Raw genomic sequence first — 21,718 nt, 5'->3', positions numbered from 1 at the left:
TTTAAACAAAAAATGTCAGTGCTTCGGTTATGAAAGACATGAATGACGATTCACGGCAAAAGGCGATCCTGAACTCGGCGTTTCAAGCCTTTTCCACCTACGGGTATCGAAAGACTTCGATGGACGATATTGCGCGTGGGGCGGGGATGTCGCGGCCAGCGGTCTATCTGCACTACAAGAACAAAGAGGCGATCGTCAGCAAGCTGACCGAATTGTACTACGCCGAAAAAAGCGTTGCGGTCGCCGAAGCACTGGCGACGCAAGGGTCGGTGCCCGAGGTTTTGACGCGTGCGGTGCAGGCGCAGACGGACGGGATGGCTAAAATCCTGGCCTCTCCACACGGGCTCGAGATGCTGGACAACACCAAATCCCTGTCTTCTGAAATCATCGCTGCGGGTGAGGCTAAACTGGCAGGGCTTTATGCGGTTTGGCTGACGCAACAGGAGCAGGAGGGACGGGTTCGCCTTCAGACGGACGCGGCAGAGACCGGTCGGACGATCACCACCACGCTCAAGGGGCTAAAGCTGATCGGCGCCGGGGCCGAAGTCTATGAACAGCAGGTGGCGCAGGTTGCCGCCCTTTTCGGTGCTGGGCTTGAGGTCAGGTAACGCGCTGGCGGATCTTGTATTCCGGCGCGTCCCACAACTTGTTCTGCATCACATCGGCCATAATCTCGGTTGCTCGGATTACGTCGGCCTCGTCGATGTAAAGCGGCGTAAAACCAAAGCGCATGATATCTGGCGCACGGAAATCGCCAATTACACCCCGTGCGATCAGGGCCTGCATCGCAGCGTAGCCTTCTGTGAAGCGGAATGAGACCTGGCTGCCACGCACCTCTGGCGTTCTTGGGCTGGCCAGTTGCAGTTCGGGGCAGGCGGCTTCGACGCGGGTTATGAAGAGCTCAGTCAATTCAATGGACTTTGCTCGGACATCTGCCATTTCGGCCATGTCCCAGATGTCCATGGCCGCGGCTAAAGCCGTCATTTGGATCACGGGTGGCGTGCCCACGCGCATCCGTTCGATCCCGCTGCCGGGGCGATAATCCAGATCAAACGCAAAGGGGGCTTCGTGCCCCAGCCAACCAGACAGGGCCGGACGCACCGTTTCAGCCAGTCGAGGTGCGACATAGATAAAGGCCGGTGCGCCAGGGCCGCCGTTGAGGTATTTATATGTGCAGCCTACAGCAAAGTCGGCATTGCAACCTTCCAGATCAACGGGAATTGCACCGGCGGAATGCGCAAGATCCCAGACCGTTATCACGCCGTTTGCATGTGCAAGTTCGGTCAGCGCTTTCATGTCATGCATCCGGCCCGAGCGGTAATCGACTTCGGTCAGCATCAAAACCGCGACCTCTTCTGTGATTGCTTCTGCCACATCCTCTGGGTCTACAATGCGCAGCTCATAGTCTTCGCCCAGCGAGCGTAGCAGGCCATCCGCCATGTACAGGTCTGACGGGAAGTTGCCGTTATCTGACAGCACAACCTTTCGGGACGGATTGAGTTCAAGCGCGGCAGCCACAGCCTGATACACCTTGATCGACAGGGTGTCGCCTGTGACGACGCTGCCTTGTTCGGCACCGATCAAGCGGCCGATGCGATCGCCCAGCCCAGTGGGCAGCCCCATCCAGCCCGCCTTGTTCCACCCGGTGATCAACATCTGACCCCATTCATCTGTCAGCATATCCTGCACACGCGAGGTCGCTGATTTAGGCAGGGGGCCCAGAGAGTTGCCATCCAGATAGATCACACCCTCGGGCAGGTCGAACATGGCTTTGGTTGCTGCGAAATCGGTCATGAAAGCTCGTTTTTTGTGTTTATCTGTCGCTGTTTACCCACCGGCGTATCTGATCCGCAGCAGCCTGTCCACTGATGCGACATCGTGGGTTTTGCTATTCTGACCTGAAAACGGTAGGACAGCGCCCAGAAACGACACGTATCCTTACGTGGCGTCACCCACGAAGGACAGACTATGCGCTGGATCGATGTTCCCCCTGTGTGGCTTGCGGGCTTTGTCCTGCTGGCTTGGCTACAGGGCCGATACATGGGGCTTGGCCTGTCGTTGGACGGTGGGCTGACCGACCTAATCAGCGGTGTCTTGATCGGCGGCGGCGTTCTTCTTGCGGTTCTTGCGGTTTTTGAGTTTCGCCGGCATCAGACCACTGTGATTCCACATGAAACGCCCAGTGCCATGGTACAGTCGGGCATTTACAGGCGCAGCCGCAATCCGATCTACCTGGGTGACGTTCTGATCCTAACCGGTCTGATCCTTCGGTTTGATGCAATCTTCTCGCTGGTGCTGGTGCCCATCTTTGTCTGGGTACTGGAGCGTCGGTTCATTGTGCCAGAAGAGGACCGGTTGCGCCGCACCTTCCGCGCGGATTTCGCCCGATATGAACGCAAAACGCGTCGCTGGGTTTAGGAGTGGGCACCTCCATGACACTACGTAACGGATGCTGCGCTTGCGAAATAAAGTTGCGCAAGATACATCTTTTCTTAACGAATCATACCCGAGGACCTGCTCGGCCTTAGAAATAGGGGGATTGCCAGTGAAAATAGGCACACCGAAGGAAATATTGGATGGCGAGAACCGGGTCGCGATGACGCCGGACTCCGCTGTGCAGTTGCAGAAACTGGGCTATGACTGCGCCATCGAGAAAGGCGCGGGTGCCGCTGCCGGGTTCTCGGATGCGGCTTATGAGGCGGTCGGTGTCGAGGTCGTCAAAACCGCCGCGTCTTTGTGGAAGAACTCGGACATCGTCGCAAAGGTTCGCATCCCAACCGAGACCGAGATGAAGCGTCTGACCAAAGGCAAGACGCTGATTTCATTCTTCAACCCAGCCGGGAACGAAGAGGGGATGGAGCTGGCCAAATCCAAAGGTGCCAACGTCATCGCGATGGAGATGGTTCCGCGTATCTCGCGCGCGCAGAAGATGGATGCGCTGTCTTCGATGGCCAATATCGCGGGCTACCGCGCGGTGATCGAGGCAGGCAACAACTTTGGACGTTTCTTCACCGGTCAGGTAACGGCTGCCGGTAAAGTGCCGCCTGCCAAGGTTTTGATCGTGGGCGCGGGCGTGGCGGGTCTGGCGGCCATCGGGACCTCGACCTCACTTGGCGCGATCACTTATGCGTTCGACGTGCGCCCGGAAGTGGCCGAACAGGTCGAATCCATGGGGGCTGAATTCGTCTATCTGGACTTCGAGGAAGAACAGCAGGACGGTGCGGCGACCGGTGGTTATGCCTCAGTTCAATCAGAGGAATTCCGCAACGCGCAGCTTGCCAAGTTCCGTGAGCTTGCGCCGGAAATGGACATCGTCATCACCACCGCCTTGATCCCGAACCGCCCGGCGCCGAAGCTGTGGCTGGAGGATATGGTCAAAGCGATGAAGCCGGGTTCGGTCATCGTTGACCTAGCAGCCGAGCGTGGCGGCAACGTCGAAGGCACCGTGCCGGACGAGAAGGTCGTGACCGACAATGGCGTGACCATCATCGGCTATACCGACTTCCCCAGCCGGATGGCGGCGCAGTCTTCGTCTCTGTACGCCACCAACATCCGCCACATGATGACCGACCTGACGCCTGAGAAGGACGGTCAGATCAATCACGACATGGAAGATGACGTGATCCGCGGCGCGACCGTGACCCATGAGGGTGAGATCACGTTCCCGCCGCCGCCGCCCAAGGTGCAGGCGATTGCGGCGCAGAAGAAGCCGGAAGTCAAAGAACTGACCCCGGAAGAGAAAAAAGCGCAAGAGATCGCGGCCTTCAAGGCACAGACCAAACAGCAGTTCACCCTGCTGGGTGTTGGCGGCGCACTGATGCTGCTGGTGGGGCTGGTGGCCCCGGCCAGCTTCATGCAGCACTTTATCGTGTTCGTGTTGGCCGTATTTGTAGGTTTCCAGGTAATCTGGGGCGTAGCACACAGCTTGCACACTCCGCTGATGGCGATCACAAACGCAATCTCGTCGATTATCATCGTCGGAGCCTTGATGCAGATCGGGTCGGGGTCGTTCCTGGTCATCCTGCTGGCGGCGCTGTCTGTCTTCATGGCCGGGATCAACATCTTCGGCGGCTTCCTCGTAACCCGGCGCATGCTCGCCATGTTCCAGAAATCTTAAGGAGGCCGGGTAGATGATTGGCTTCACTACTGCCGCTTACGTTGTTGCGGCTGTTCTGTTCATCCTGTCGCTGGGTGGTCTGTCGAACCAAGAAAGCGCTAAGCGCGCGGTCTGGTACGGCATCGTCGGTATGGCGCTGGCGGTCTTTGCCACTCTGGTTGGCCCTGGTTCCGGCCTGTGGCTGCTGTCGATCCTTCTGATCATTGGCGGCGGTCTGATCGGTCAATACGTGGCGCAACGCGTCCAGATGACCGAAATGCCCCAACTGGTGGCAGCAATGCACTCGCTGGTTGGTCTGGCAGCGGTCTTTGTGGGCTTCAATGCGCATTTTGAAATCGGCAACGTGGCGCAGGTCATGGCCATCGTTGACAGCGCCAAAGATGCGGACCTGTCCGATCTGGGGGCATTCGCCAAGCTGATTGCCAAGAAAACCCCGGCGGAACTTGCAATCCTGCACGTGGAACTGTTCCTGGGTATCTTCATCGGTGCGATCACCTTTACCGGCTCGGTTGTGGCCTATGGCAAACTGGCAGGTAAGGTAACGTCGGCGGCGACCAAACTGCCCGGCGGTCATGCATTGAACGCAGCGGCTGCGGGTCTCTCGCTGATCTGCCTGTTCTGGTATACCAGCACCGGTGGCTTCCTCCCGCTGTTTTTGATGACCCTGGCGGCGCTGTTCATCGGCTATCACCTGATCATGGGCATCGGCGGGGCCGACATGCCGGTGGTTGTGTCAATGCTGAACAGCTATTCGGGCTGGGCGGCTGCCGCGATCGGCTTCAGCCTGGGCAACGACCTTCTGATCGTCGTCGGTGCGCTGGTGGGCTCGTCCGGTGCGATCCTGTCTTACATCATGTGTAAGGCGATGAACCGGCATTTCGTCAGCGTGATCTTGGGCGGCTTTGGCGGCAGCTCGGGCCCGCAGATGGAGGTCGAAGGCGAGCAGGTGGCTATCGAGGCTGATGGTGTGGCTGCGGCTTTGAACGATGCGGACAGCGTTATCATCATCCCGGGTTACGGTATGGCCGTGGCGCAGGCGCAGCAGTCAGTCAGCGAGCTTGTTCGCAAGCTGCGTGCCAAGGGCAAGAATGTGCGCTTTGCGATCCACCCTGTTGCGGGTCGTCTGCCGGGTCACATGAACGTTCTACTGGCCGAGGCTAAGGTGCCATATGACATCGTGCTTGAGATGGACGAGATCAACGACGATTTCCCTGAAACGGATGTGGCCATCGTCATCGGTTCGAACGACATCGTGAACCCGGCCGCACAAGAAGATCCAAACAGCCCCATTGCTGGCATGCCGGTTCTGGAATGCTGGAAGGCCAAGCAGGTGTTTGTGTCGAAACGTGGTCAGGGCACCGGGTATTCGGGCATCGAAAACCCGCTGTTCTTCAAAGAAAACACCCGCATGTTCTACGGTGACGCAAAACAGTCGCTCGACAAGCTGCTGCCCATGATCGACTGATCAAAAGGCTTAATCCAATTGCAAAGGGCGCCTTTGGGCGCCCTTTTCTTTTTTGTATTGCAGGAGGCTTTGCCTCCTGACCTCCAAGGTATTTTTAGCCAGATGAAGCAGCGGATTGTGATAAAATGGCTTGGTCAGGAGGTTTGTGATGCAGAAGGTGAATGGCATAGGGGGCGTGTTCTTTCGGGCACGCGATCCAGAAGCTTTGAGTGCGTGGTACGCGGAACACCTGGGCGTCGATCATTACAATCCCGTGCCTTGGAAACAACGCGAAGGCTATACTGTCTTTGCTCCGTTTGCGCAGGACACCGAGTATTTCGGGCGGGAAGATCAGCAATGGATGATCAACTTCCGTGTCGATGATCTGGCGGCCATGACTCGGCAACTGGAGGCGGCTGGAATCGCCGTTGAAACGCATCCGGATTGGGACAGCGAGGTTGGGAAATTCGCACGCATCCACGATCCCGAGGGCAACTCGATCGAGCTGTGGCAACCAAATCAATGAGATAGCCGGCTTGTATACCTTTGTATCCCTGTAAGTATATGAAACAAAAAGAGAATTGAAGAAAGTCATATGTATCGTATAGTGCGCGTGACGAGGCGGAGCCCTGAATGACACCGATAGACGACCATCCCCTTCGATATGCGTTGGCGAATGAATTGCATGCGCGACCGTTTCCTGTCGCTTCGATGCCGTGTACGGTGGCCTTTCTGGCGATCAAAAAACCGGAGGCTGCCGTCGCCCGTGATCGGCGCGAGGATTTGGCCCATTTGATCAATCTTCTGGATCGCCATGGCGCGCAGCACCCTCAGCCTGATGCCACGCATTACGCCGGACAGATCGGTCGACATTGGCTGAAATGGGAGCAACACACAGAGTTTGTCACCTACACGGCAATCGCTCAGAACGTGAGCGACCGTGCGTTCAATCCGGCCGATTTCGAAGTCTTTCCACCCGATTGGCTGATGGCCAGTCCGGGCCAAAGGGTCACATCTGCGATGGTTCGTGTCGTAGAGCGCGAAAGTGACGATGTGATTAAGTCCAAATTGCTGGATTGGTTCGAGCCTGAAAGCCTGGCCGTGGCCAGGGTGTTGGACGATGCCGCTGTTTGCGCCAGCGATTTTCGCATCGATCCGGCAGGTCACATGCGTTTTGCTTTGTTTGTGGCTGAAGGTACCGGTCGGCGCCGTACGGGACGAATTGTCCAACGCCTCTGCGAAATTGAGACCTACAAGGCGATGTCCATGTTGGGCTTCGCGCGTGTCAAGCAGTTGATGCCGCGTATCGGAGAGTTGGATGGACAGTTGACACAATTGCTGGGACAGATGACCGATAACTCGGCTCAGCCTGACGCGCTGCTGCAGGATCTTTTGTCGACGTCGATTGAACTCGAAACACTGTCCGCCCGGTGTTCGTTCAGGTTCGGAGCCACGGGTGCTTACGAAGCTATTGTCAATCAGCGGATCGAAGTGTTGCGAGAAGAGCGGTTCCAGGGCGGTCAGAACTTTGCCGATTTTATGATGCGGCGCTATGATCCTGCGATCCGGACAGTTAAGTCCACCGAACGCCGCCTTCAGGCATTGTCCGACAGGGCCATCCGAGCTGGCGAGTTGTTGCGGACCAGGGTGGATGTGGAACGCAGTGCGCAGAACCAAGCGTTGTTGGAAAGCATGGACCGTCGGGCGGATCTGGCGTTACGGCTGCAACACACTGTCGAAGGCCTGTCCGTTGTTGCAATCAGCTACTACGCGGTTTCTTTGGTAAGCTATCTTTTGTATCCGCTAACGGCGTCGGGGATCAGCAAGGGTATGCTGACGGCGGCGGTAACGGTCCCGGTGGTGGCCGGAGTCTGGTTCGCAATTCGACGGATCCGCAAGCGGCTTGGTTGAGCGTCAATTGCCAAATTCGGCCGGACCTGTAGAACAGGGGACGTTTGGCGAGCGACGCGAGGGTTTTCGGTGATTACCATAATTGCAGCATGGCGAGCGGTTGCCGCCATGTTTATCCTGAATGGGGCACTGTTCGGAATATGGGCCTCGCGCATCCCTGCTGTGCGCGACAGGTTGGGTCTGTCGCATGAGGAACTGGGTTATGGGCTGCTGTTCATGGCGGCTGGTGCTGTTTGTTCTTTCCCCATCACCGGGCGGCTCACGGATCGGTTCGGGGCTGTTGCCGTTACCCGTGTCATTGCGGTGCTTTATACTCTGTCGCTAATCCTGCTAGCCATGGCCGGTGGATTTTGGGGGTTGGCGGTCTTCCTGTTCATCTTTGGTGCCTTCCACGGCTCTATGGACGTGGCAATGAACGCTTGGGCGGCTGAGGTTGAACAGACCTTTGACAAACCTGTAATGTCCTCTTTCCATGCGATGTGGAGTCTGGGCGCGGGCCTTGGCGCGCTGAGCGGATATGTTGCTGTTCAGATGGGGCTGAGTGTTCTTGCGCACTTCCTGCTGGCGGGAGGACTCGTCGTGGCCTTTGCGCTCGCCTCTTCCTGGGTGCATTGGACTTCAAAACGTTCAGAGCGCGGGCAGGGATCCGTGTTTGCTCTGCCGTCCGGTATATTGGTTTTGGTTGGGTTTACCGCATTGTGCGGGGCCCTGGGGGAAGGCGCTGTCGCGGATTGGAGCGCGATCTATTTGCGCGACATCACAGATGCGACCGAAAGCGTTGCGGCCTTGGGTTACGCCGTTTTCTCAGTGACAATGGTGGCCTTTCGCCTAGCGGGCGCAGTTGTCATTACTCGCTTCGGCCCGGTTGCCACGGCGCGATTTGGCGGGTTGTGCGCTGCAGTTGGCGTGTTTGCCGTGGTATCAGCAGTGACACCTCTGCCCGTATTGGCCGGTTTTGCACTGATGGGTGTAGGCTATGCCGTGATTATGCCGCTGGCGTTCAGCCGGGCTGCAAGTGACCCGGAAGTGCCGCCGGGGCAGGCCATCGCCAGTGTTGCCACTTTGGGATATGGGGGGCTGTTGATCGGACCGCCATTGATCGGGTTTTTGGCCGAACTGTTTGGCTTGCGTTTGGCGTTTTCAGTGTTGCTGCCGCTGGCGGCCCTGATCATAGTTTTGGCCGGCGCGCTCAGGCGCGCCGACTGAGTTTGCTTAACGTCCGCGAATTCGCGGATCCAGCGCGTCGCGTAGGCCATCGCCCAGGTAATTCACGCTGAGCACGGTCAACGAGATTGCCAGTCCGGGCCAGAACACACGCTCAGGGTATTGCTGCAGATAGTCTACCCCGTCGAACAGTAGGCGGCCCCAGGTTGGAAAGTCGGGCGGGAAGCCCAATCCAAGGAAGGACAGCGCGCTTTCGGTAATGATCGCCGTGGCAATCCCAAGCGTCGCAGACACCATGATCGGTGACAGCACGTTCGGCAGGATATGCCGCGTGATGATTTGGCTGTTGCTGGTGCCGATAGAGCGCGCCGCCAGAACGAATTCTCGTTCCTTGATGGCCAGTACATCCCCCCGCACGATCCTCGCCGTGGGCATCCACGAGGTGATGCCGATGGCGCAGACGATCAGGATGAAGATGCCGCGCTCCAGTCCGAAGGCAGCCGATAAAGGCTCTCGGAACAGCAGCATCATGACCAGCAGCAAGGGCAGCAGGGGCAGGGCCAGGAAGAGATCGGTCAGGCGCATCAGCGGGCCGTCGAGCCGCCTGAAGAACCCGGCGAGAACACCAATGAAGGAGCCCAGGAAAAGGGCCAGCAACATCGCGGTGATGCCCACCGAGACCGAGGTCTGCCCGCCTGACATCATCCGCGCCAGAATATCCCGGCCCAACTGGTCGGTTCCAAACGGATGTGCCCAGCTTGGTCCCTGATTGCGCGAACGGATGTCTATCTGCGTTGGATCAATGCTCCACAGGTACGGTCCCAGATAGACGCCTGCAACGATGAAGAGGAACAGGATCGCACCAACCATCGCGCCCTTGTGGGTCTTGAACTGATCCCACACATCGCGCCATTGGCTGCGCGGAGGGGTTGCCAGTTCCTCCATAGCGCCTGCGCCCGGCACGGCGGTCGATGCGGCTGCCAGTCCTTCATCCGGGATCAGCGTGTCTGATTTGTCGGTATCAGTCATAGCGAATCCTCGGATCCAGAATGCCGTAAAGAACATCGGCGATCAGGTTGAACAGCACGATCAGCACGGCGAAGATGAAGGTCAGGGTTTGCACCATCGGCAGGTCGTTGGCCTGAATGGCACCGATCAGCAATTGGCCGATGCCGTTCACTTTGAACACCTGCTCGGTGATGATGGCGCCGCCGAATATGGCCGGAATACCCAGCGCAATCACGGTAACCACGGGGATCATCGAGTTGCGCAGGACGTGGACCATAACCACGGTGTATTCGCTAAGCCCCTTGGCGCGGGCGGTGCGGACGTAATCCTGATTGAGGTTGTCCAGCATCGAGGCGCGCATGAACCGGCTGAGCTGTGCGGTAATCTGCAAGGCCAGAACCATGACCGGCATGATCATCTGCTTCAGCTGTACGACAAAGCTGTCCCAGCTGTTGACCACATGAGTTGTGTCATAGATCGACGGGAACCAACCCAGCTGGACCGAGAAGATCACGATCACCAGAACGCCCGAGAAGAAGGGCGGGACCGAGAAACCAACCATCGACACGAATGTGCCCATCTGATCGAACCACGAATACTGGCGGTAGGCCGAATAGATGCCGATGGGCAGAGCGATCAGGATGGCGACCACATAGGCGGTGCCGACAACCCACAGGGTCTGGGGGATACGCTGAACGACGATGTCCATGACCGGCGAGCGGGTCTGCCACGAAATCACACGCAGGTCACCTTCGGAAAAGGTGGTGCCAAACATGTGGTCGATCAGAACCTGTGGTTCGATCCAGAAGAATTGCACGATCCATTTCCAGAACCGGATATGCATCGGCTGGCCTAGGCCAAGCGCTTCGCGCATTTTTTCTTTGACTTCAGGCGGAACGGTGAGCGGAACCTGCGCCATCGGATCGCCGGGGGCAAGCTCGAGCAGCAGGAAAATGACGAGGCTGATGAACAGCAGCGTGGGTACGGCCAGCACCAGTCGTCTGATTGTGAAATTGAGCATTAAGAGGCGCCTTTATATGCGTCTTCTTGTTGGGGTGGTGTGCAAATGACCGCGCCCCGATAACGATCGGGGCGCGGCTTTGCAAGATCAGTGCTTAGGAGCCGGTTTTGCGGTACCAGTCCGCAATGTTCCACAGCTCGCTGTCCCAAACGTTCAGGACAACGCCACCCAAGGTGTTCGCGTGCGCCGACAGACGACCACGGTGGACCAGCGGGATCATACCACCATTCTGAACCATGATGTCGTTCAGCTGCTTCGCGATCTCGGCGCGAGCTTCCAGACCAGCGGTCTCGGCCAGTTTGGCGTGCAGCGCGTCAAACTCTTCGTTGCAGAAGCGGGAGATGTTTTCACCCTGCCACTGGCTTTCCGGCTTCGGTGCTTTGTCGCACAGGCCGTTGCCCAGGTAAGACTGAGGGTCAGTGCCGTTGAAGGTGTTGGCGTACATCTCAACGTCAGCATAGAATTTCTGGAAGGTGTCAGGCGAACCCGGGTCACCACCAAAGAAGACCGACGCGTTGATGTTGCGCAGCTCGGTTTCGATGCCGATTTGGCTCCACCATTCTTTAATCAGCGCCTGGAAGTCCTGACGGACAGCGTTGGTCGAGGTTTGGTAAACCACTTTCAGCGCAACGCCGTCTTTCTCGCGAATGCCGTCGCCGTTGGTGTCAACGATTCCGGCCTCGTCCAGCAGCGCATTTGCACCTGCGATATCCTGCGTGTCACAGGTCATCGAAGTCGAGTTGAAGGCCGCAGGGGCGGGAACCCAGTTACATGTCACCTTACCGGCCTGACCATATCCGATCTCAACCAGAAGCGGACGGTCGATGGCCATGGACATGGCTTTGTAGACCGCCGGATCTTGCAGGAACGGGTGCGGATGAGCAGCCGTTGAACGCTCGCCTTCTGGCAGGTCGGGCGATGGGTTGGTCTGGTTCAGCATGATACGCTCGACCAGCGGGCCAAAGCCTGCAACCGGGGTACCTTTGCCGCCTTCCTGCATCTGCGCGATCACTTCGGGCGCCAGCTGAAGGTTCCAAGCGTAGTCGAATTCACCCGTTTCCATGACAGCACGACCCGCGGCCGTTGCATCGCCACCGCCCTTGAAGGTCACGCTCGCAAAGGCAGGTTTTGCCGGGTCACGATAATTGTCGTTGGCTGCGAAAGTGATGACGTCGTTCGGTTTGAACTCGGTTACAACAAACGGGCCGGTTCCGATCGGGTTAAAGTTCTGGTCGGTGCATTCGGGGGCTTTCGCGCCAAGGCAGTCCGCGAACTGAGCCGCCTGAATGATCGGGCTTTCACCACCCACGAACGGGCCATAGGGGAAGGGGGTCGGCTTGTCGAATGTGACTTTGACGGTCAGGTCATCCACCGCCTCGACCGAGGTGACGCCCTCGAACTTGGTGACCTGCGCGCAGCCGCCTTCGGGATGCATGCAGTAGTCAGCAGTGAATTTCACGTCAGCCGAGGTGAATGGAGAACCGTCCGACCAAGTGATTCCGGGCGCGATCTTCCATGTGATCGATGTCAGGTCTTCGCTGACGCCACCATTTTCCACGGTCGGGATTTCCGATGCCAGATAAGGCACCATGTTGCCGTCTTGGTCGTAACGCGCGAGCGGCTCAATCACCAATGAGGCTGATTCCACATCTTTCGTACCACCGGATAGAAACGGGTTCAGGATCGACGGCGCTTGCCAATAAATGATGCTGACATTGCCGTCCGATCCGCGCTCGGCAAAGGCCATCGGAGCCATTGCCGTGCTCGCAATCGCACCAAGCAAAAGGGTTTTGATTTTCATAATTTACTCCCGAATTGGACACGTTTGTGTCTCGATTTTTTCCGCAATGCCTGCGGACTTGGCGTTGCTGCCTTGGGACAAGGTTTTGATCGGTAACGATAATAGCGCTAACGTTTTGCAGCGCGCGCTCTCCCCAAAGCAGTTACGTGGGGTATCGAAACAGAACTTAAGAAAAATGCAAGTGGTGCCGTCGCGAAAATGTGTATTGCGTTTGACTTTTCCCGGTAGCCCGCCGTAGCGTTCGGCACTCAGAACAAAAATGACAACGTCAGGGGAGCGTGCGCGTGCTGGATCAGCCTATTGCACAGATCAAAAAACTGCGGGTGGAATTTCAGACCAAGGATGGCCCTGTCGTCGGCGTCGAGGACGTCTCGTTCGAGGTCAATCCGGGCGAAACCGTTTGTATCGTTGGCGAATCGGGCTCTGGAAAGTCGGTATCATCGCTGTCTCTGATGCGGTTGGTTGAATTCGGCGGGGGCGAGATTGCAGGCGGCCAGCTGCTGTTTGATCGGCGTGATGGCGAAGAGATGGACCTGTCCAAAGCCGACCAGGATCTGATGAAACAGATTCGCGGAAACGAGATCGGGATGATCTTTCAGGAGCCGATGACCGCCCTGAACCCCGTTTTCACTGTCGGTCGCCAGTTGACTGAAGGGTTGCGAATCCACAAGGACATGTCGAAATCCCAGGCCGAAGAACGGGCCTTGGAACTGTTGCGCCAGGTACGGATCCCTGAACCCGAGCGCCGTTTGCAGCAGTATCCGCACGAGCTGTCGGGAGGTATGCGTCAGCGTGTTGTCATTGCGATGGCCATGGCGTGCGAACCGCGTCTGTTGATCGCGGATGAACCAACGACGGCCTTGGACGTGACCATTCAGGCCGAGATTTTGGCTTTGATGGACCGTCTCAAGCGGGAAACCGGCACAGCAGTGATGTTCATCACCCATGACATGGCAGTCGTTGCCCAGATGGCCGACCGAGTGGTGGTCATGTTCCGCGGCAACAAGGTCGAAGAGGGCACTGTTAAAGAGATTTTCGAAAACCCGCAGCATGACTATACCAAGGCCCTTCTGGCCGCGGTCCCAAAGCTGGGTGAGATGCGCGGGAAATCCGCGCCTGAACCTATGAAACTGTTGGGTGTGGAAGGACAAAACATTGCCCCCATCCCCGGCACGGAAGATGTACTGCTGACCGTCAAGAATCTGACGACGCGTTTTCCGGTCAAGGGTGGGTTGTTGCGGCGCACGATTTCGAACGTCCACGCAGTTGAAGACGTCTCATTCACGCTGAACAAAGGTCAAACACTCAGCCTTGTGGGCGAATCCGGTTGTGGCAAGTCCTCGGCTGGGCGCTCGATCCTGCGACTGGTTGAGCCGATGGCGGGTGAGGTCAATCTGGATGGCGTGGACATCATGAAACTGGATCAGTCCGGGCTGCGCAAGGCGCGGTTGGACATGCAGATGATCTTTCAGGATCCCTTCGCGTCGCTGAACCCGCAAATGCAGTTGCTGGATCAGGTGGCTGAACCAATGCGCAACTATGGGGTTGCATCTGGATCAGAACTGCAAGACCGCGTCGCACAGCTGTTCGATAAGGTTCAACTGCCTCGCAGTTTCATGCGTCGTTTCCCGCATGAAATGTCAGGCGGTCAGCGTCAGCGGATCGCCATTGCACGGGCTCTTGCCCTCAACCCAAAGCTGATTATTGCGGATGAAGCCGTTTCGGCCCTCGACGTGTCGGTGCAGGCACAGGTACTGAACCTAATGATGGAACTGCAATCCGAGCTGGGCCTGTCCTATTTGTTCATCAGTCACGATATGGCTGTGGTTGAACGGGTCAGCCACTATGTTGGGGTCATGTATCTGGGCCGCATTGTCGAGCTTGGCCCGCGCGCTCGGGTCTTCGAGAACCCGCAACACGCCTATACGCAGGCGCTGATGAAGGCGGTTCCAATTGCGGATCCGAACAAGCGGAAGTCCGAAAAAGATCTGAACTTCAAACCGATTCCGTCTCCTATTCATCCGGTTGGCCACAAGCCTGAACCTTCGCATTATCAAGAGGTTGAGCCGGGTCACTTCATCCTAACGACGGATAGCGGATATTAATACCAATGGCAAAACGCCTGACGCCGCTTGAGATCATGACCAAGCTGATCTCTTTCCCGACCGTAAGCCGTGAAACCAATCTGCCGCTGGTGGATTGGGTTGAGGAATATCTTCAAAGCCACGGAATCGAACCGCATCGTTGGCCCGACCCGGATCAACCGCACAAGGCCGCGATCTTCGCGCATGTTGGTCCGAACGAAGAAGGCGCGGTGGTTTTATCCGGTCACACCGATGTTGTGCCAGTGGATGGGCAACCGTGGGATACGGACCCTTTCACCGTGATCGAGAAAGACGGTAAGTATTTCGGCCGGGGCACCTGCGACATGAAGGGCTTCGATGCGCTGGCCATTTGGGCCCTTGTCGAGGCACATCACGCTGGGGTCAAGAGGCCATTGCAGCTTGCCCTCAGCTTTGATGAAGAGGTCGGCTGCACTGGTGCGCCGCCCATGATCGAAGCGATGCAGGAAGTTCTGCCCAAAGGATCCGCCGTGATCGTGGGTGAACCATCCATGATGCAGGCCGTGACGGGGCACAAAGGTGGTTTCGGCTTTGACACCCACATCACGGGATTCGAAGTTCATAGCTCGATCATGCACACAGGCGTCAACGCGATCATGGAGGCCGCGCCTCTGATCGATTGGGCGAACCAACAGAATGCTAAGAACACGGCTGCAGAACCCACCCCGGTTGCCGCGGTGTTTGATCCGCCGTGGACAACATGTCATGTCGGGATGATCGAAGGTGGCACAGCCCACAACATTACGGCCAAGGATTGCCGGTTTATGATGGATTTCCGAACCGTGCCGGATGAATCCAAGGCGCAATGGCAGGATGCGTATTTTCAACAGGTCCGCGCGATTGAGGCCAGGATGCAAGCAGTGCACCCGGACGCCCGTATTGAGCTGTCTGAAAACTTCTCGATTCCAGGGCTTGTGCCTGAACAGGACGGTGAGGCAGAAACTCTGGTGCGTGCCTTGACCGGCGACAATGCCAGCCATGTTGTCAGCTACGGAACCGAGGCGGGCCAGTTTCAGGAAGCTGGTTATTCGGCAGTTATTTGTGGCCCCGGCGATATTGCGCAGGCGCATCAGCCGAACGAGTTCATCTCGGTTGCGCAGTTCGAAGCCGGTCACAAATTCATGCAGCGCTTGGTTGAAAAGCTGAGCACTTGATCAGACGTAAAGCGGCGACGGCAGCCGAGAGGGAGATCTTAAGATGCCCGTTAAAAACAGACTTGCGGAAATGCATGGCGAGATTACCAAGTGGCGCCGACACCTGCACGCCCATCCCGAGCTGATGTATGACGTCCACGAAACTGCAGCATTTGTTGCGGACCGCCTGAAAGAGTTTGGCGTTGACGAAATTACACCCGGCATCGGCAAAACCGGTGTTGTAGGGGTGATCAAGGGGCGTTCGGACACACATGGGCGCGTCATCGGATTGCGGGCTGACATGGATGCGCTCCCGATTGAAGAGGCAACGGGGCTGGAGTATGCCTCAACTGTTTCGGGCAAGATGCATGCTTGCGGGCACGACGGGCATACGTCAATGCTGCTGGGGGCGGCGCAATATCTGGCCGAGACGCGCAATTTCGACGGCACCGTGGTTCTGATCTTTCAGCCAGCCGAAGAAGGCGGTGCAGGTGGATTGGCCATGTGTCAGGACGGGCTGATGGACCGCTGGGGTATTCAGGAAGTTTACGGAATGCACAACATGCCCGGTCTTCCTGTGGGTGAGTTTGCCATTCGGCCCGGTGCGCTGCTGGCCTCATCCGATGAGTTCAAAATTACCGTAACCGGCAAAGGCGGGCACGCTGCCGCACCTCATGACGCTGTGGATACGACGCTTGTGGCTTCACATATCGTTGTTGCCTTGCAATCCGTGGTCTCGCGCACGGTTGACCCGATCAAACGCGTTGTGTTGACAGTTGGAACCTTTGAAACGGACAGTGTAGCGTCAAACGTGATTGCGCATACCGTGCGTCTACAGGGAACCGTCCGGACGCTGGATCCTGAATACCGCGCAATCGCGGAAGAGCGGGTGCGCCGGATTGCCGTGGATACGGCGTCGGCCTTTGGAGCCAAGGCCGAGGTCGATTGGAAGCCGGGATACCCTGTGACAGTGAACTCTGAGGCCGAAACAACATACGCGGCCGAAGCGGCGGCGGCTGTCGCGGGCAAAATCAATGACGGAACGGATCCGATCATGCCGTCCGAAGATTTCGCCTATATGCTTGAAGAACGGCCAGGAGCCTACATCTTTATCGGGAACGGGGACACGGCCATGTGCCATCACCCCGAGTATAATTTTGATGACGACGCAATTCCCGCCGGCTGCAGTTGGTTTGCCGAGCTTGTGGAACGACGATTGCCCGTCGCTTAAATCTGGGAGAATGACATGCCGATCAAAAACCGCCTTGCAGAGATGCACGATGAAATCACAGGTTGGCGGCGTGACATTCACCAACATCCGGAAATTCTGTATGACACCCACCGCACCAGCGCGTTGGTCGCCGAAAAGCTGAAGGAATTCGGCTGCGACGAGGTTGTAACCGGCATCGGCCGTACCGGAGTGGTCGGCGTTATTCGCGGCAAAAGCGACACGCAGGGCCGCGTGATCGGGCTGCGTGCGGACATGGATGCCCTGCCGATGCAGGAACAAACCGGGCTGGAATATGCCTCGAATACCCCGGGCGCGATGCATGCCTGCGGCCACGATGGGCATACTGCTATGGTCTTGGGGGCAGCGAAATACCTGTCTGAGACGCGCAATTTTGATGGAACGGCGGTCGTAATCTTCCAGCCTGCCGAGGAAGGCGGTAATGGGGCTGAAGCCATGTGTAAGGACGGTCTGATGGACCGGTTCGGCATTCAAGAAGTCTATGCGATGCACAACGTGCCTGGTGTTCCAACCGGGCAGTTTGCCATTCGTTCTGGCCCGTTGCTGGCTGCGGCGGACGAGTTTGACATCCACCTCGAAGGGCGCGGTGGTCACGCGGCAAAACCGCATGAGACAGTTGATACCACTGTGATGTTGTCGCAATTGATCGTGGCGTTGCAAACGATTGTGTCGCGCAACGCGGACCCGATCCTGCAAGCCGTGCTGTCTGTTACTTCGGTCGAGACGTCGTCAAAAGCGTTCAACGTGATTCCGCAATCGGCACAGATACGCGGCACGGTCCGGACACATTCCAATGAGATGCGGGACCTGATCGAACAGCGCCTGAAAGAGGTCGCGAAGGGGATCGCCGCGACATTCGGCGGATCTGTGAATGTCGAGTATACGCGCGGTGTACCCGTGACGATCAATGCTGAAACACAGACCGGATATGCCGAGGAAGCCGCCGTTTCGGTGGGAGGCAGCTGTATCGAAGCGCCGATGGTGATGGGCGGTGAGGATTTCTCGTTCATGCTTGAAGAACGACCCGGAGCCTTCATTGTGCTGGGCAACGGTGACAGCGCCGGGTTGCACCACCCCGAATACAACTTCAACGACGAGATTATCCCAATCGGATGCTCGTGGTTTGCAGAAATGGTCGAGCGCCGGATGCCGGCTGCTTGAATTAGGAGAGAGAAGATATGCCAGTTAAAAACCGCTTTGCCGAATTGCAGGATGAGATCACAGCATGGCGACGGGATCTGCACGAGAACCCGGAAATCCTGTTTGAAACCCACCGCACCAGCGCAGTTGTGGCCGAAAAGTTGAAAGAGTTCGGTTGTGATGACGTCGTCACAGGAATTGGGCGCACAGGTGTTGTGGGCGTAATCAAGGGGAAGTCGGACAGCAAAGGCAAAGTGATTGGCTTGCGCGCGGATATGGATGCGCTGCCGATCCACGAGGCGACCGGGCTGGATTATGCCTCAAAGACGCCGGGGGCCATGCATGCCTGTGGCCACGATGGACATACAGCGATGTTGCTGGGCGCGGCGAAATACCTGTCTGAAACCCGTAATTTCGATGGCACCGTTGTTGTGATTTTCCAGCCCGCCGAAGAAGGCGGCGGCGGTGGTCGTGAGATGTGCGAAGACGGCATGATGGATCGCTGGAACATTCAGGAAGTCTATGGAATGCATAACTGGCCGGGGCAGCCTGTCGGCAAGTTCGCGATCCGTCCGGGCTCGTTCTTTGCTGCGACCGACCAGTTCGACATCACCTTTGAAGGACGTGGTGGTCACGCGGCCAAGCCACATGAGACGGTCGATACGACCGTCCTGGCCGCGCAGGCGGTTTTGGCGCTGCAAACTATTTCCTCGCGCAATGCGGACCCGATTGATCAGGTGGTTGTGTCTGTGACGTCGTTTGAAACCTCGTCAAAAGCCTTCAACGTGATTCCGCAGACGGTGCAGATCAAAGGAACCGTGCGGACGATGAGCAAGGATATGCGCGATCTGGCAGAAATGCGGATCAACGAGATTTGCAGCGGAGTTGCCGCGACCTTCGGAGGCACCGCAGACGTGACCTATATCCGCGGTTATCCGGTAATGGTGAACAGCGACGAACAGACGGAGTTTGCCGCAGATGTCGCCCGTTCGGTTTCCGGGGATTGCGACGATGCGCCTTTGGTCATGGGGGGCGAGGATTTTGCGTTCATGCTGGAAGAACGTCCTGGCGCATATATCCTGGTGGGTAATGGCGACACGGCCATGGTTCATCACCCGGAATACAATTTCAACGACGAAGCCATTCCGGCTGGATGCAGCTGGTGGGCTGAGATTGTTGAACAAAGAATGCCGGCGGCTTGATGGAGGCGGTGGGGGCTCTGCCCCCACACCCCCGAGGTATTTCTAGCCAGATGAAGAAGGATCCTGTGTGTACAGATTAAGTTCTGAACACAAGGTATTGATGACCGATTCCAAAGCATCTGACTGCGTGTTTACACAAGATTGTGCAGCTTCCTGTGCGACTTGCAGAGCGTTTTGATCTGACAACCAGTGCGCCACGATCTTGGAAAGGTCAGTGGAGTTTTGAACTTCGACAGCGCCACCGGTTGCGATCAGCGGGGAAAATGTTTCGCCAAAGTTGAAATACCCCGGACCAGTAATCACGGCGGCCCCGGCCTGAGCTGGTTCAAAGGGATTGTGACCTCCGATTTCTTTTAGCGAACCGCCAAGAAAAACAATGGGACAAAGCGCGTACCAAGTTCCGGTCTCTCCCAATGTATCTGCCACATAGATCTGGGTGTTTTCCCCGATCGTTTCGTTATTGGAGCGGAAAGATGCCGTCATCCCAGCGTCATTGATCAGCGTGGCGATATCGCCTCGGCGTTCGGGGTGGCGGGGTATCAAGAGTAAGAGCAGGTCGGGCCACCGCTCGAGCAAGGTCTTGTGTGCGGCAAGAACGATTTCTTCTTCGCCTTCGTGGGTCGAGCTTGCGATCCAGACGGGGCGGTTCGCGATCTGTGCTTGGATGTCTTGCAAAGTGGCTTGATCCACGGGCAACGGATCAGACATTGCTTTGAGGTTGGTGCCCGGTAGTACGCGGTCCGGCGCTGCGCCAATGTTGACCAGATTGGTTGCCGTTTTGTCATTCTGGGTCAGGAACAGGCTGAATCTGGACAAGATGAAGCGTGCGGTGTCCGGGCGTTTTTTCCAGCCTTTGACGGATTTTTCAGACAATCGTGCGTTCAAGAGCGCGAGTGGTATATTCCGCTGATGACTCTCCACGATCAGACGGGGCCAGATTTCGCTTTCGACAAATACGCCCGCATCTGGACTCCAATGATCGAGGAAGCGTTTCACCGGACCTGCAGTATCCAGCGGCGGATATTGATGACGTGTTCGTGGAGGCAGGCGTTTGGCAATCAGGGCAGCTGATGTGGGTGTGCCAGAGGTGATGAGGAACGCGGCATCCGGCAGACTTTCTGCCAGCCGATTGATCAAGCTGAGAACTGAAAGGCTTTCGCCAACGCTGGCGGCGTGAAACCAGATCAGGCGACCGCTGGGTCGGGGAAGGCTGGCGTAGCCAAGTCTTTCCCTCTGACGGTTTTCGGGTACATCTGCGGCGCGCAGCTTCTTGAGCACGGTAAGCCAAGCCAAGGGTTGGGCCATAGCAGTGAAGCCGCAGTACAACCGGTACAGCAGCGTCGGGCGGTCGTTTGCGCCGGGCATGTCAGCCGCCTGTGTGGCTCATGTGGCGGGTCATCTGGCCATCAACAGCCTGACGGGAATAGTCGAAATCGTGACCTTTGGGCTTTAGGTTGATCGCGGCGCGGATCGCGTCTTCCAGAGATTCTTCGCTGTCCGGGTGATCGCGCAGCGGGGCGCGCAGATCAGCCATATCTTCCTGTCCCAGGCACATATAAAGCTCACCGGTGCAGGTCAGGCGCACGCGGTTGCAGCTTTCGCAAAAGTTATGAGACAGCGGTGTGATGAACCCGATCTTTTGGCCTGTTTCCTCAAGGCGCACATAGCGGGCGGGGCCACCGGTGCGTTCGGCCAGATCGGTGACGGTATAGTGGTTTTCGTATTCCTTACGCACGTCCTTGAGCGACCAATATTGATCCAGACGGTCTTCGTTGCCGATGTCGCCCATGGGCATGACCTCGATCCAGGTCAGGTCCATGTCGCGTTCGGCGCACCACTCGGTGATTTTTGGCAGTTCGGGTTCGTTGAAACCTTTCAACGCGACCGCGTTGATCTTGATCCGCAAGCCTGCTTTTTGCGCGGCGTCGATACCGTTCAGGACTTGTTTCAAGCGCCCCCAGCGCGTGACTTTGGCGAATTTGTCATCGTCCAACGTATCCAGAGAGACATTCACCCGCCGCACACCTGCGGCATAGAGGTCCTCTGAGAAGCGATGCAATTGCGAACCGTTTGTGGTCAGTGTGAGTTCTTTCAGCGCGCCGCTGTCCAAGTGACGGGTCATTGCGTTGAAAAAGGTCATGATATTGCGGCGGACCAAGGGCTCTCCGCCCGTGATGCGCAGTTTCTCCACACCCATCTTCACAAAGGTCGAACACATCCGATCCAGCTCTTCCAGCGTTAGCAGGTCTTTCTTGGGCAGAAAGGTCATGTTCTCGGACATGCAATACACGCAGCGAAAATCGCAGCGGTCCGTGACTGAAACGCGGAGATATGTGATGGCGCGGGCAAACGGGTCGATAAGCGGAGCTGTCATGGCGTAATAGGTAAAGCCGGAACCGGGTCCC

Annotated in this window: 18 protein-coding genes; 12 read left to right on the top strand and 6 right to left on the bottom strand. The window is 57.3% G+C overall.

The annotated features are described in order from the left end of the window. Positions 1 to 38: 38 nt before the first annotated feature. Positions 39 to 608: a TetR/AcrR family transcriptional regulator gene (locus GOV85_RS04085; protein ID WP_254442951.1), complete on the top strand. Its 570-nt coding sequence runs from the start codon at positions 39 to 41 to the stop codon at positions 606 to 608. On the opposite strand, the gene kynU is transcribed toward GOV85_RS04085, so the two are convergent. Beyond that, entirely contained in the window at positions 601 to 1,794 is a 1,194-nt protein-coding gene (kynU, locus tag GOV85_RS04080; RefSeq protein WP_171175235.1) for a kynureninase, read from the bottom strand. The two genes, GOV85_RS04085 and kynU, sit on opposite strands and share 8 nt — an antisense overlap. Before the next feature lie 174 nt (positions 1,795 to 1,968). Between kynU and GOV85_RS04075 the strand changes: the two genes are divergently transcribed. The 6 genes from GOV85_RS04075 (at position 1,969) to GOV85_RS04050 (ending at position 8,678) form a co-directional block, all read left to right on the top strand. Beyond that, positions 1,969 to 2,418, top strand: a complete 450-nt coding sequence (locus GOV85_RS04075; protein ID WP_171175233.1) for an isoprenylcysteine carboxylmethyltransferase family protein — start codon at positions 1,969 to 1,971, stop codon at positions 2,416 to 2,418. 127 nt (positions 2,419 to 2,545) lie between these two features. Then, positions 2,546 to 4,117 carry a Re/Si-specific NAD(P)(+) transhydrogenase subunit alpha gene (locus GOV85_RS04070; RefSeq protein ID WP_171175231.1) on the top strand — a complete coding sequence of 524 codons (1,572 nt, stop codon included), beginning with the start codon at positions 2,546 to 2,548 and terminating at the stop codon, positions 4,115 to 4,117. 13 nt (positions 4,118 to 4,130) lie between these two features. Further along, positions 4,131 to 5,582, top strand: coding sequence for an NAD(P)(+) transhydrogenase (Re/Si-specific) subunit beta (locus tag GOV85_RS04065; RefSeq protein ID WP_171175229.1), 1,452 nt, complete (start codon positions 4,131 to 4,133; stop codon positions 5,580 to 5,582). Between the two features lie 148 nt (positions 5,583 to 5,730). Further along, entirely contained in the window at positions 5,731 to 6,087 is a 357-nt protein-coding gene (locus GOV85_RS04060) for a VOC family protein (protein WP_171175227.1), read from the top strand. 107 nt (positions 6,088 to 6,194) lie between these two features. Further along, on the top strand, positions 6,195 to 7,472 hold the full coding sequence (locus GOV85_RS04055; protein WP_171175225.1) for a DUF3422 family protein: 1,278 nt from the start codon (positions 6,195 to 6,197) through the stop codon (positions 7,470 to 7,472). Between the two features lie 108 nt (positions 7,473 to 7,580). Continuing rightward, on the top strand, positions 7,581 to 8,678 hold the full coding sequence (locus tag GOV85_RS04050) for an MFS transporter (RefSeq protein ID WP_171175223.1): 1,098 nt from the start codon (positions 7,581 to 7,583) through the stop codon (positions 8,676 to 8,678). A gap of 6 nt (positions 8,679 to 8,684) precedes the next feature. Here the strand turns inward: GOV85_RS04050 and GOV85_RS04045 are convergent, their stop codons facing one another. From GOV85_RS04045 to GOV85_RS04035, 3 genes are all read right to left on the bottom strand, one after another. Beyond that, positions 8,685 to 9,665, bottom strand: a complete 981-nt coding sequence (locus GOV85_RS04045; protein WP_171175221.1) for an ABC transporter permease — start codon at positions 9,663 to 9,665, stop codon at positions 8,685 to 8,687. After that, positions 9,658 to 10,665, bottom strand: a complete 1,008-nt coding sequence (locus tag GOV85_RS04040) for an ABC transporter permease (protein ID WP_170375080.1) — start codon at positions 10,663 to 10,665, stop codon at positions 9,658 to 9,660. Before GOV85_RS04040 ends, GOV85_RS04045 begins: the two co-directional genes overlap by 8 nt. Before the next feature lie 94 nt (positions 10,666 to 10,759). Then, entirely contained in the window at positions 10,760 to 12,466 is a 1,707-nt protein-coding gene (locus GOV85_RS04035) for a peptide ABC transporter substrate-binding protein (RefSeq protein ID WP_171175219.1), read from the bottom strand. Between the two features lie 284 nt (positions 12,467 to 12,750). Here GOV85_RS04035 and GOV85_RS04030 point away from each other — a divergent pair, with 284 nt between their 5' ends. From GOV85_RS04030 to GOV85_RS04010, 5 genes are read left to right on the top strand one after another with little or no spacing between them, the layout of a single operon-like run. Next, positions 12,751 to 14,571, top strand: coding sequence for an ABC transporter ATP-binding protein (locus tag GOV85_RS04030; RefSeq protein WP_171175217.1), 1,821 nt, complete (start codon positions 12,751 to 12,753; stop codon positions 14,569 to 14,571). Between the two features lie 5 nt (positions 14,572 to 14,576). Further along, on the top strand, positions 14,577 to 15,743 hold the full coding sequence (gene argE, locus GOV85_RS04025) for an acetylornithine deacetylase (RefSeq protein WP_171175215.1): 1,167 nt from the start codon (positions 14,577 to 14,579) through the stop codon (positions 15,741 to 15,743). A gap of 43 nt (positions 15,744 to 15,786) precedes the next feature. Continuing rightward, positions 15,787 to 16,953, top strand: a complete 1,167-nt coding sequence (locus GOV85_RS04020) for a M20 aminoacylase family protein (RefSeq protein ID WP_171175213.1) — start codon at positions 15,787 to 15,789, stop codon at positions 16,951 to 16,953. Positions 16,954 to 16,968: 15 nt separating this feature from the next. Continuing rightward, on the top strand, positions 16,969 to 18,132 hold the full coding sequence (locus tag GOV85_RS04015) for a M20 aminoacylase family protein (protein ID WP_171175211.1): 1,164 nt from the start codon (positions 16,969 to 16,971) through the stop codon (positions 18,130 to 18,132). Between the two features lie 17 nt (positions 18,133 to 18,149). Next, positions 18,150 to 19,313 (top strand): M20 aminoacylase family protein, encoded by a 1,164-nt coding sequence (locus tag GOV85_RS04010; RefSeq protein WP_171175209.1) that lies wholly within the window; start codon positions 18,150 to 18,152, stop codon positions 19,311 to 19,313. 42 nt (positions 19,314 to 19,355) lie between these two features. Here the strand turns inward: GOV85_RS04010 and GOV85_RS04005 are convergent, their stop codons facing one another. Together GOV85_RS04005 and moaA are read right to left on the bottom strand one after the other, a co-directional pair. Beyond that, positions 19,356 to 20,678: a 3-deoxy-D-manno-octulosonic acid transferase gene (locus GOV85_RS04005; protein ID WP_171175207.1), complete on the bottom strand. Its 1,323-nt coding sequence runs from the start codon at positions 20,676 to 20,678 to the stop codon at positions 19,356 to 19,358. 1 nt (position 20,679) lies between these two features. Beyond that, on the bottom strand, positions 20,680 to 21,687 hold the full coding sequence (gene moaA, locus GOV85_RS04000; RefSeq protein WP_171176224.1) for a GTP 3',8-cyclase MoaA: 1,008 nt from the start codon (positions 21,685 to 21,687) through the stop codon (positions 20,680 to 20,682). Positions 21,688 to 21,718: the final 31 nt, after the last annotated feature.

This window comes from Ruegeria sp. HKCCA4633, assembly GCF_013034605.1.
In the GTDB taxonomy this organism is placed as follows: Bacteria; Pseudomonadota; Alphaproteobacteria; order Rhodobacterales; family Rhodobacteraceae; genus Ruegeria.
This window is presented reverse-complemented; position numbering and strand designations above follow the sequence as displayed.

What these genes read in the sequence shown, in the direction of transcription:
- GOV85_RS04085 (WP_254442951.1), top strand. Translation starts at nt 39, where the DNA reads ATGAATGACGATTCACGGCAAAAGGCGATCCTGAACTCGGCGTTTCAA.
- kynU (WP_171175235.1), bottom strand. Translation starts at nt 1,794, where the DNA reads ATGACCGATTTCGCAGCAACCAAAGCCATGTTCGACCTGCCCGAGGGT.
- GOV85_RS04075 (WP_171175233.1), top strand. Translation starts at nt 1,969, where the DNA reads ATGCGCTGGATCGATGTTCCCCCTGTGTGGCTTGCGGGCTTTGTCCTG.
- GOV85_RS04065 (WP_171175229.1), top strand. Translation starts at nt 4,131, where the DNA reads ATGATTGGCTTCACTACTGCCGCTTACGTTGTTGCGGCTGTTCTGTTC.
- GOV85_RS04060 (WP_171175227.1), top strand. Translation starts at nt 5,731, where the DNA reads ATGCAGAAGGTGAATGGCATAGGGGGCGTGTTCTTTCGGGCACGCGAT.
- GOV85_RS04055 (WP_171175225.1), top strand. Translation starts at nt 6,195, where the DNA reads ATGACACCGATAGACGACCATCCCCTTCGATATGCGTTGGCGAATGAA.
- GOV85_RS04050 (WP_171175223.1), top strand. Translation starts at nt 7,581, where the DNA reads ATGTTTATCCTGAATGGGGCACTGTTCGGAATATGGGCCTCGCGCATC.
- GOV85_RS04045 (WP_171175221.1), bottom strand. Translation starts at nt 9,665, where the DNA reads ATGACTGATACCGACAAATCAGACACGCTGATCCCGGATGAAGGACTG.
- GOV85_RS04040 (WP_170375080.1), bottom strand. Translation starts at nt 10,665, where the DNA reads ATGCTCAATTTCACAATCAGACGACTGGTGCTGGCCGTACCCACGCTG.
- GOV85_RS04035 (WP_171175219.1), bottom strand. Translation starts at nt 12,466, where the DNA reads ATGAAAATCAAAACCCTTTTGCTTGGTGCGATTGCGAGCACGGCAATG.
- argE (WP_171175215.1), top strand. Translation starts at nt 14,577, where the DNA reads ATGGCAAAACGCCTGACGCCGCTTGAGATCATGACCAAGCTGATCTCT.
- GOV85_RS04020 (WP_171175213.1), top strand. Translation starts at nt 15,787, where the DNA reads ATGCCCGTTAAAAACAGACTTGCGGAAATGCATGGCGAGATTACCAAG.
- GOV85_RS04015 (WP_171175211.1), top strand. Translation starts at nt 16,969, where the DNA reads ATGCCGATCAAAAACCGCCTTGCAGAGATGCACGATGAAATCACAGGT.
- GOV85_RS04010 (WP_171175209.1), top strand. Translation starts at nt 18,150, where the DNA reads ATGCCAGTTAAAAACCGCTTTGCCGAATTGCAGGATGAGATCACAGCA.
- GOV85_RS04005 (WP_171175207.1), bottom strand. Translation starts at nt 20,678, where the DNA reads ATGCCCGGCGCAAACGACCGCCCGACGCTGCTGTACCGGTTGTACTGC.
- moaA (WP_171176224.1), bottom strand. Translation starts at nt 21,687, where the DNA reads ATGACAGCTCCGCTTATCGACCCGTTTGCCCGCGCCATCACATATCTC.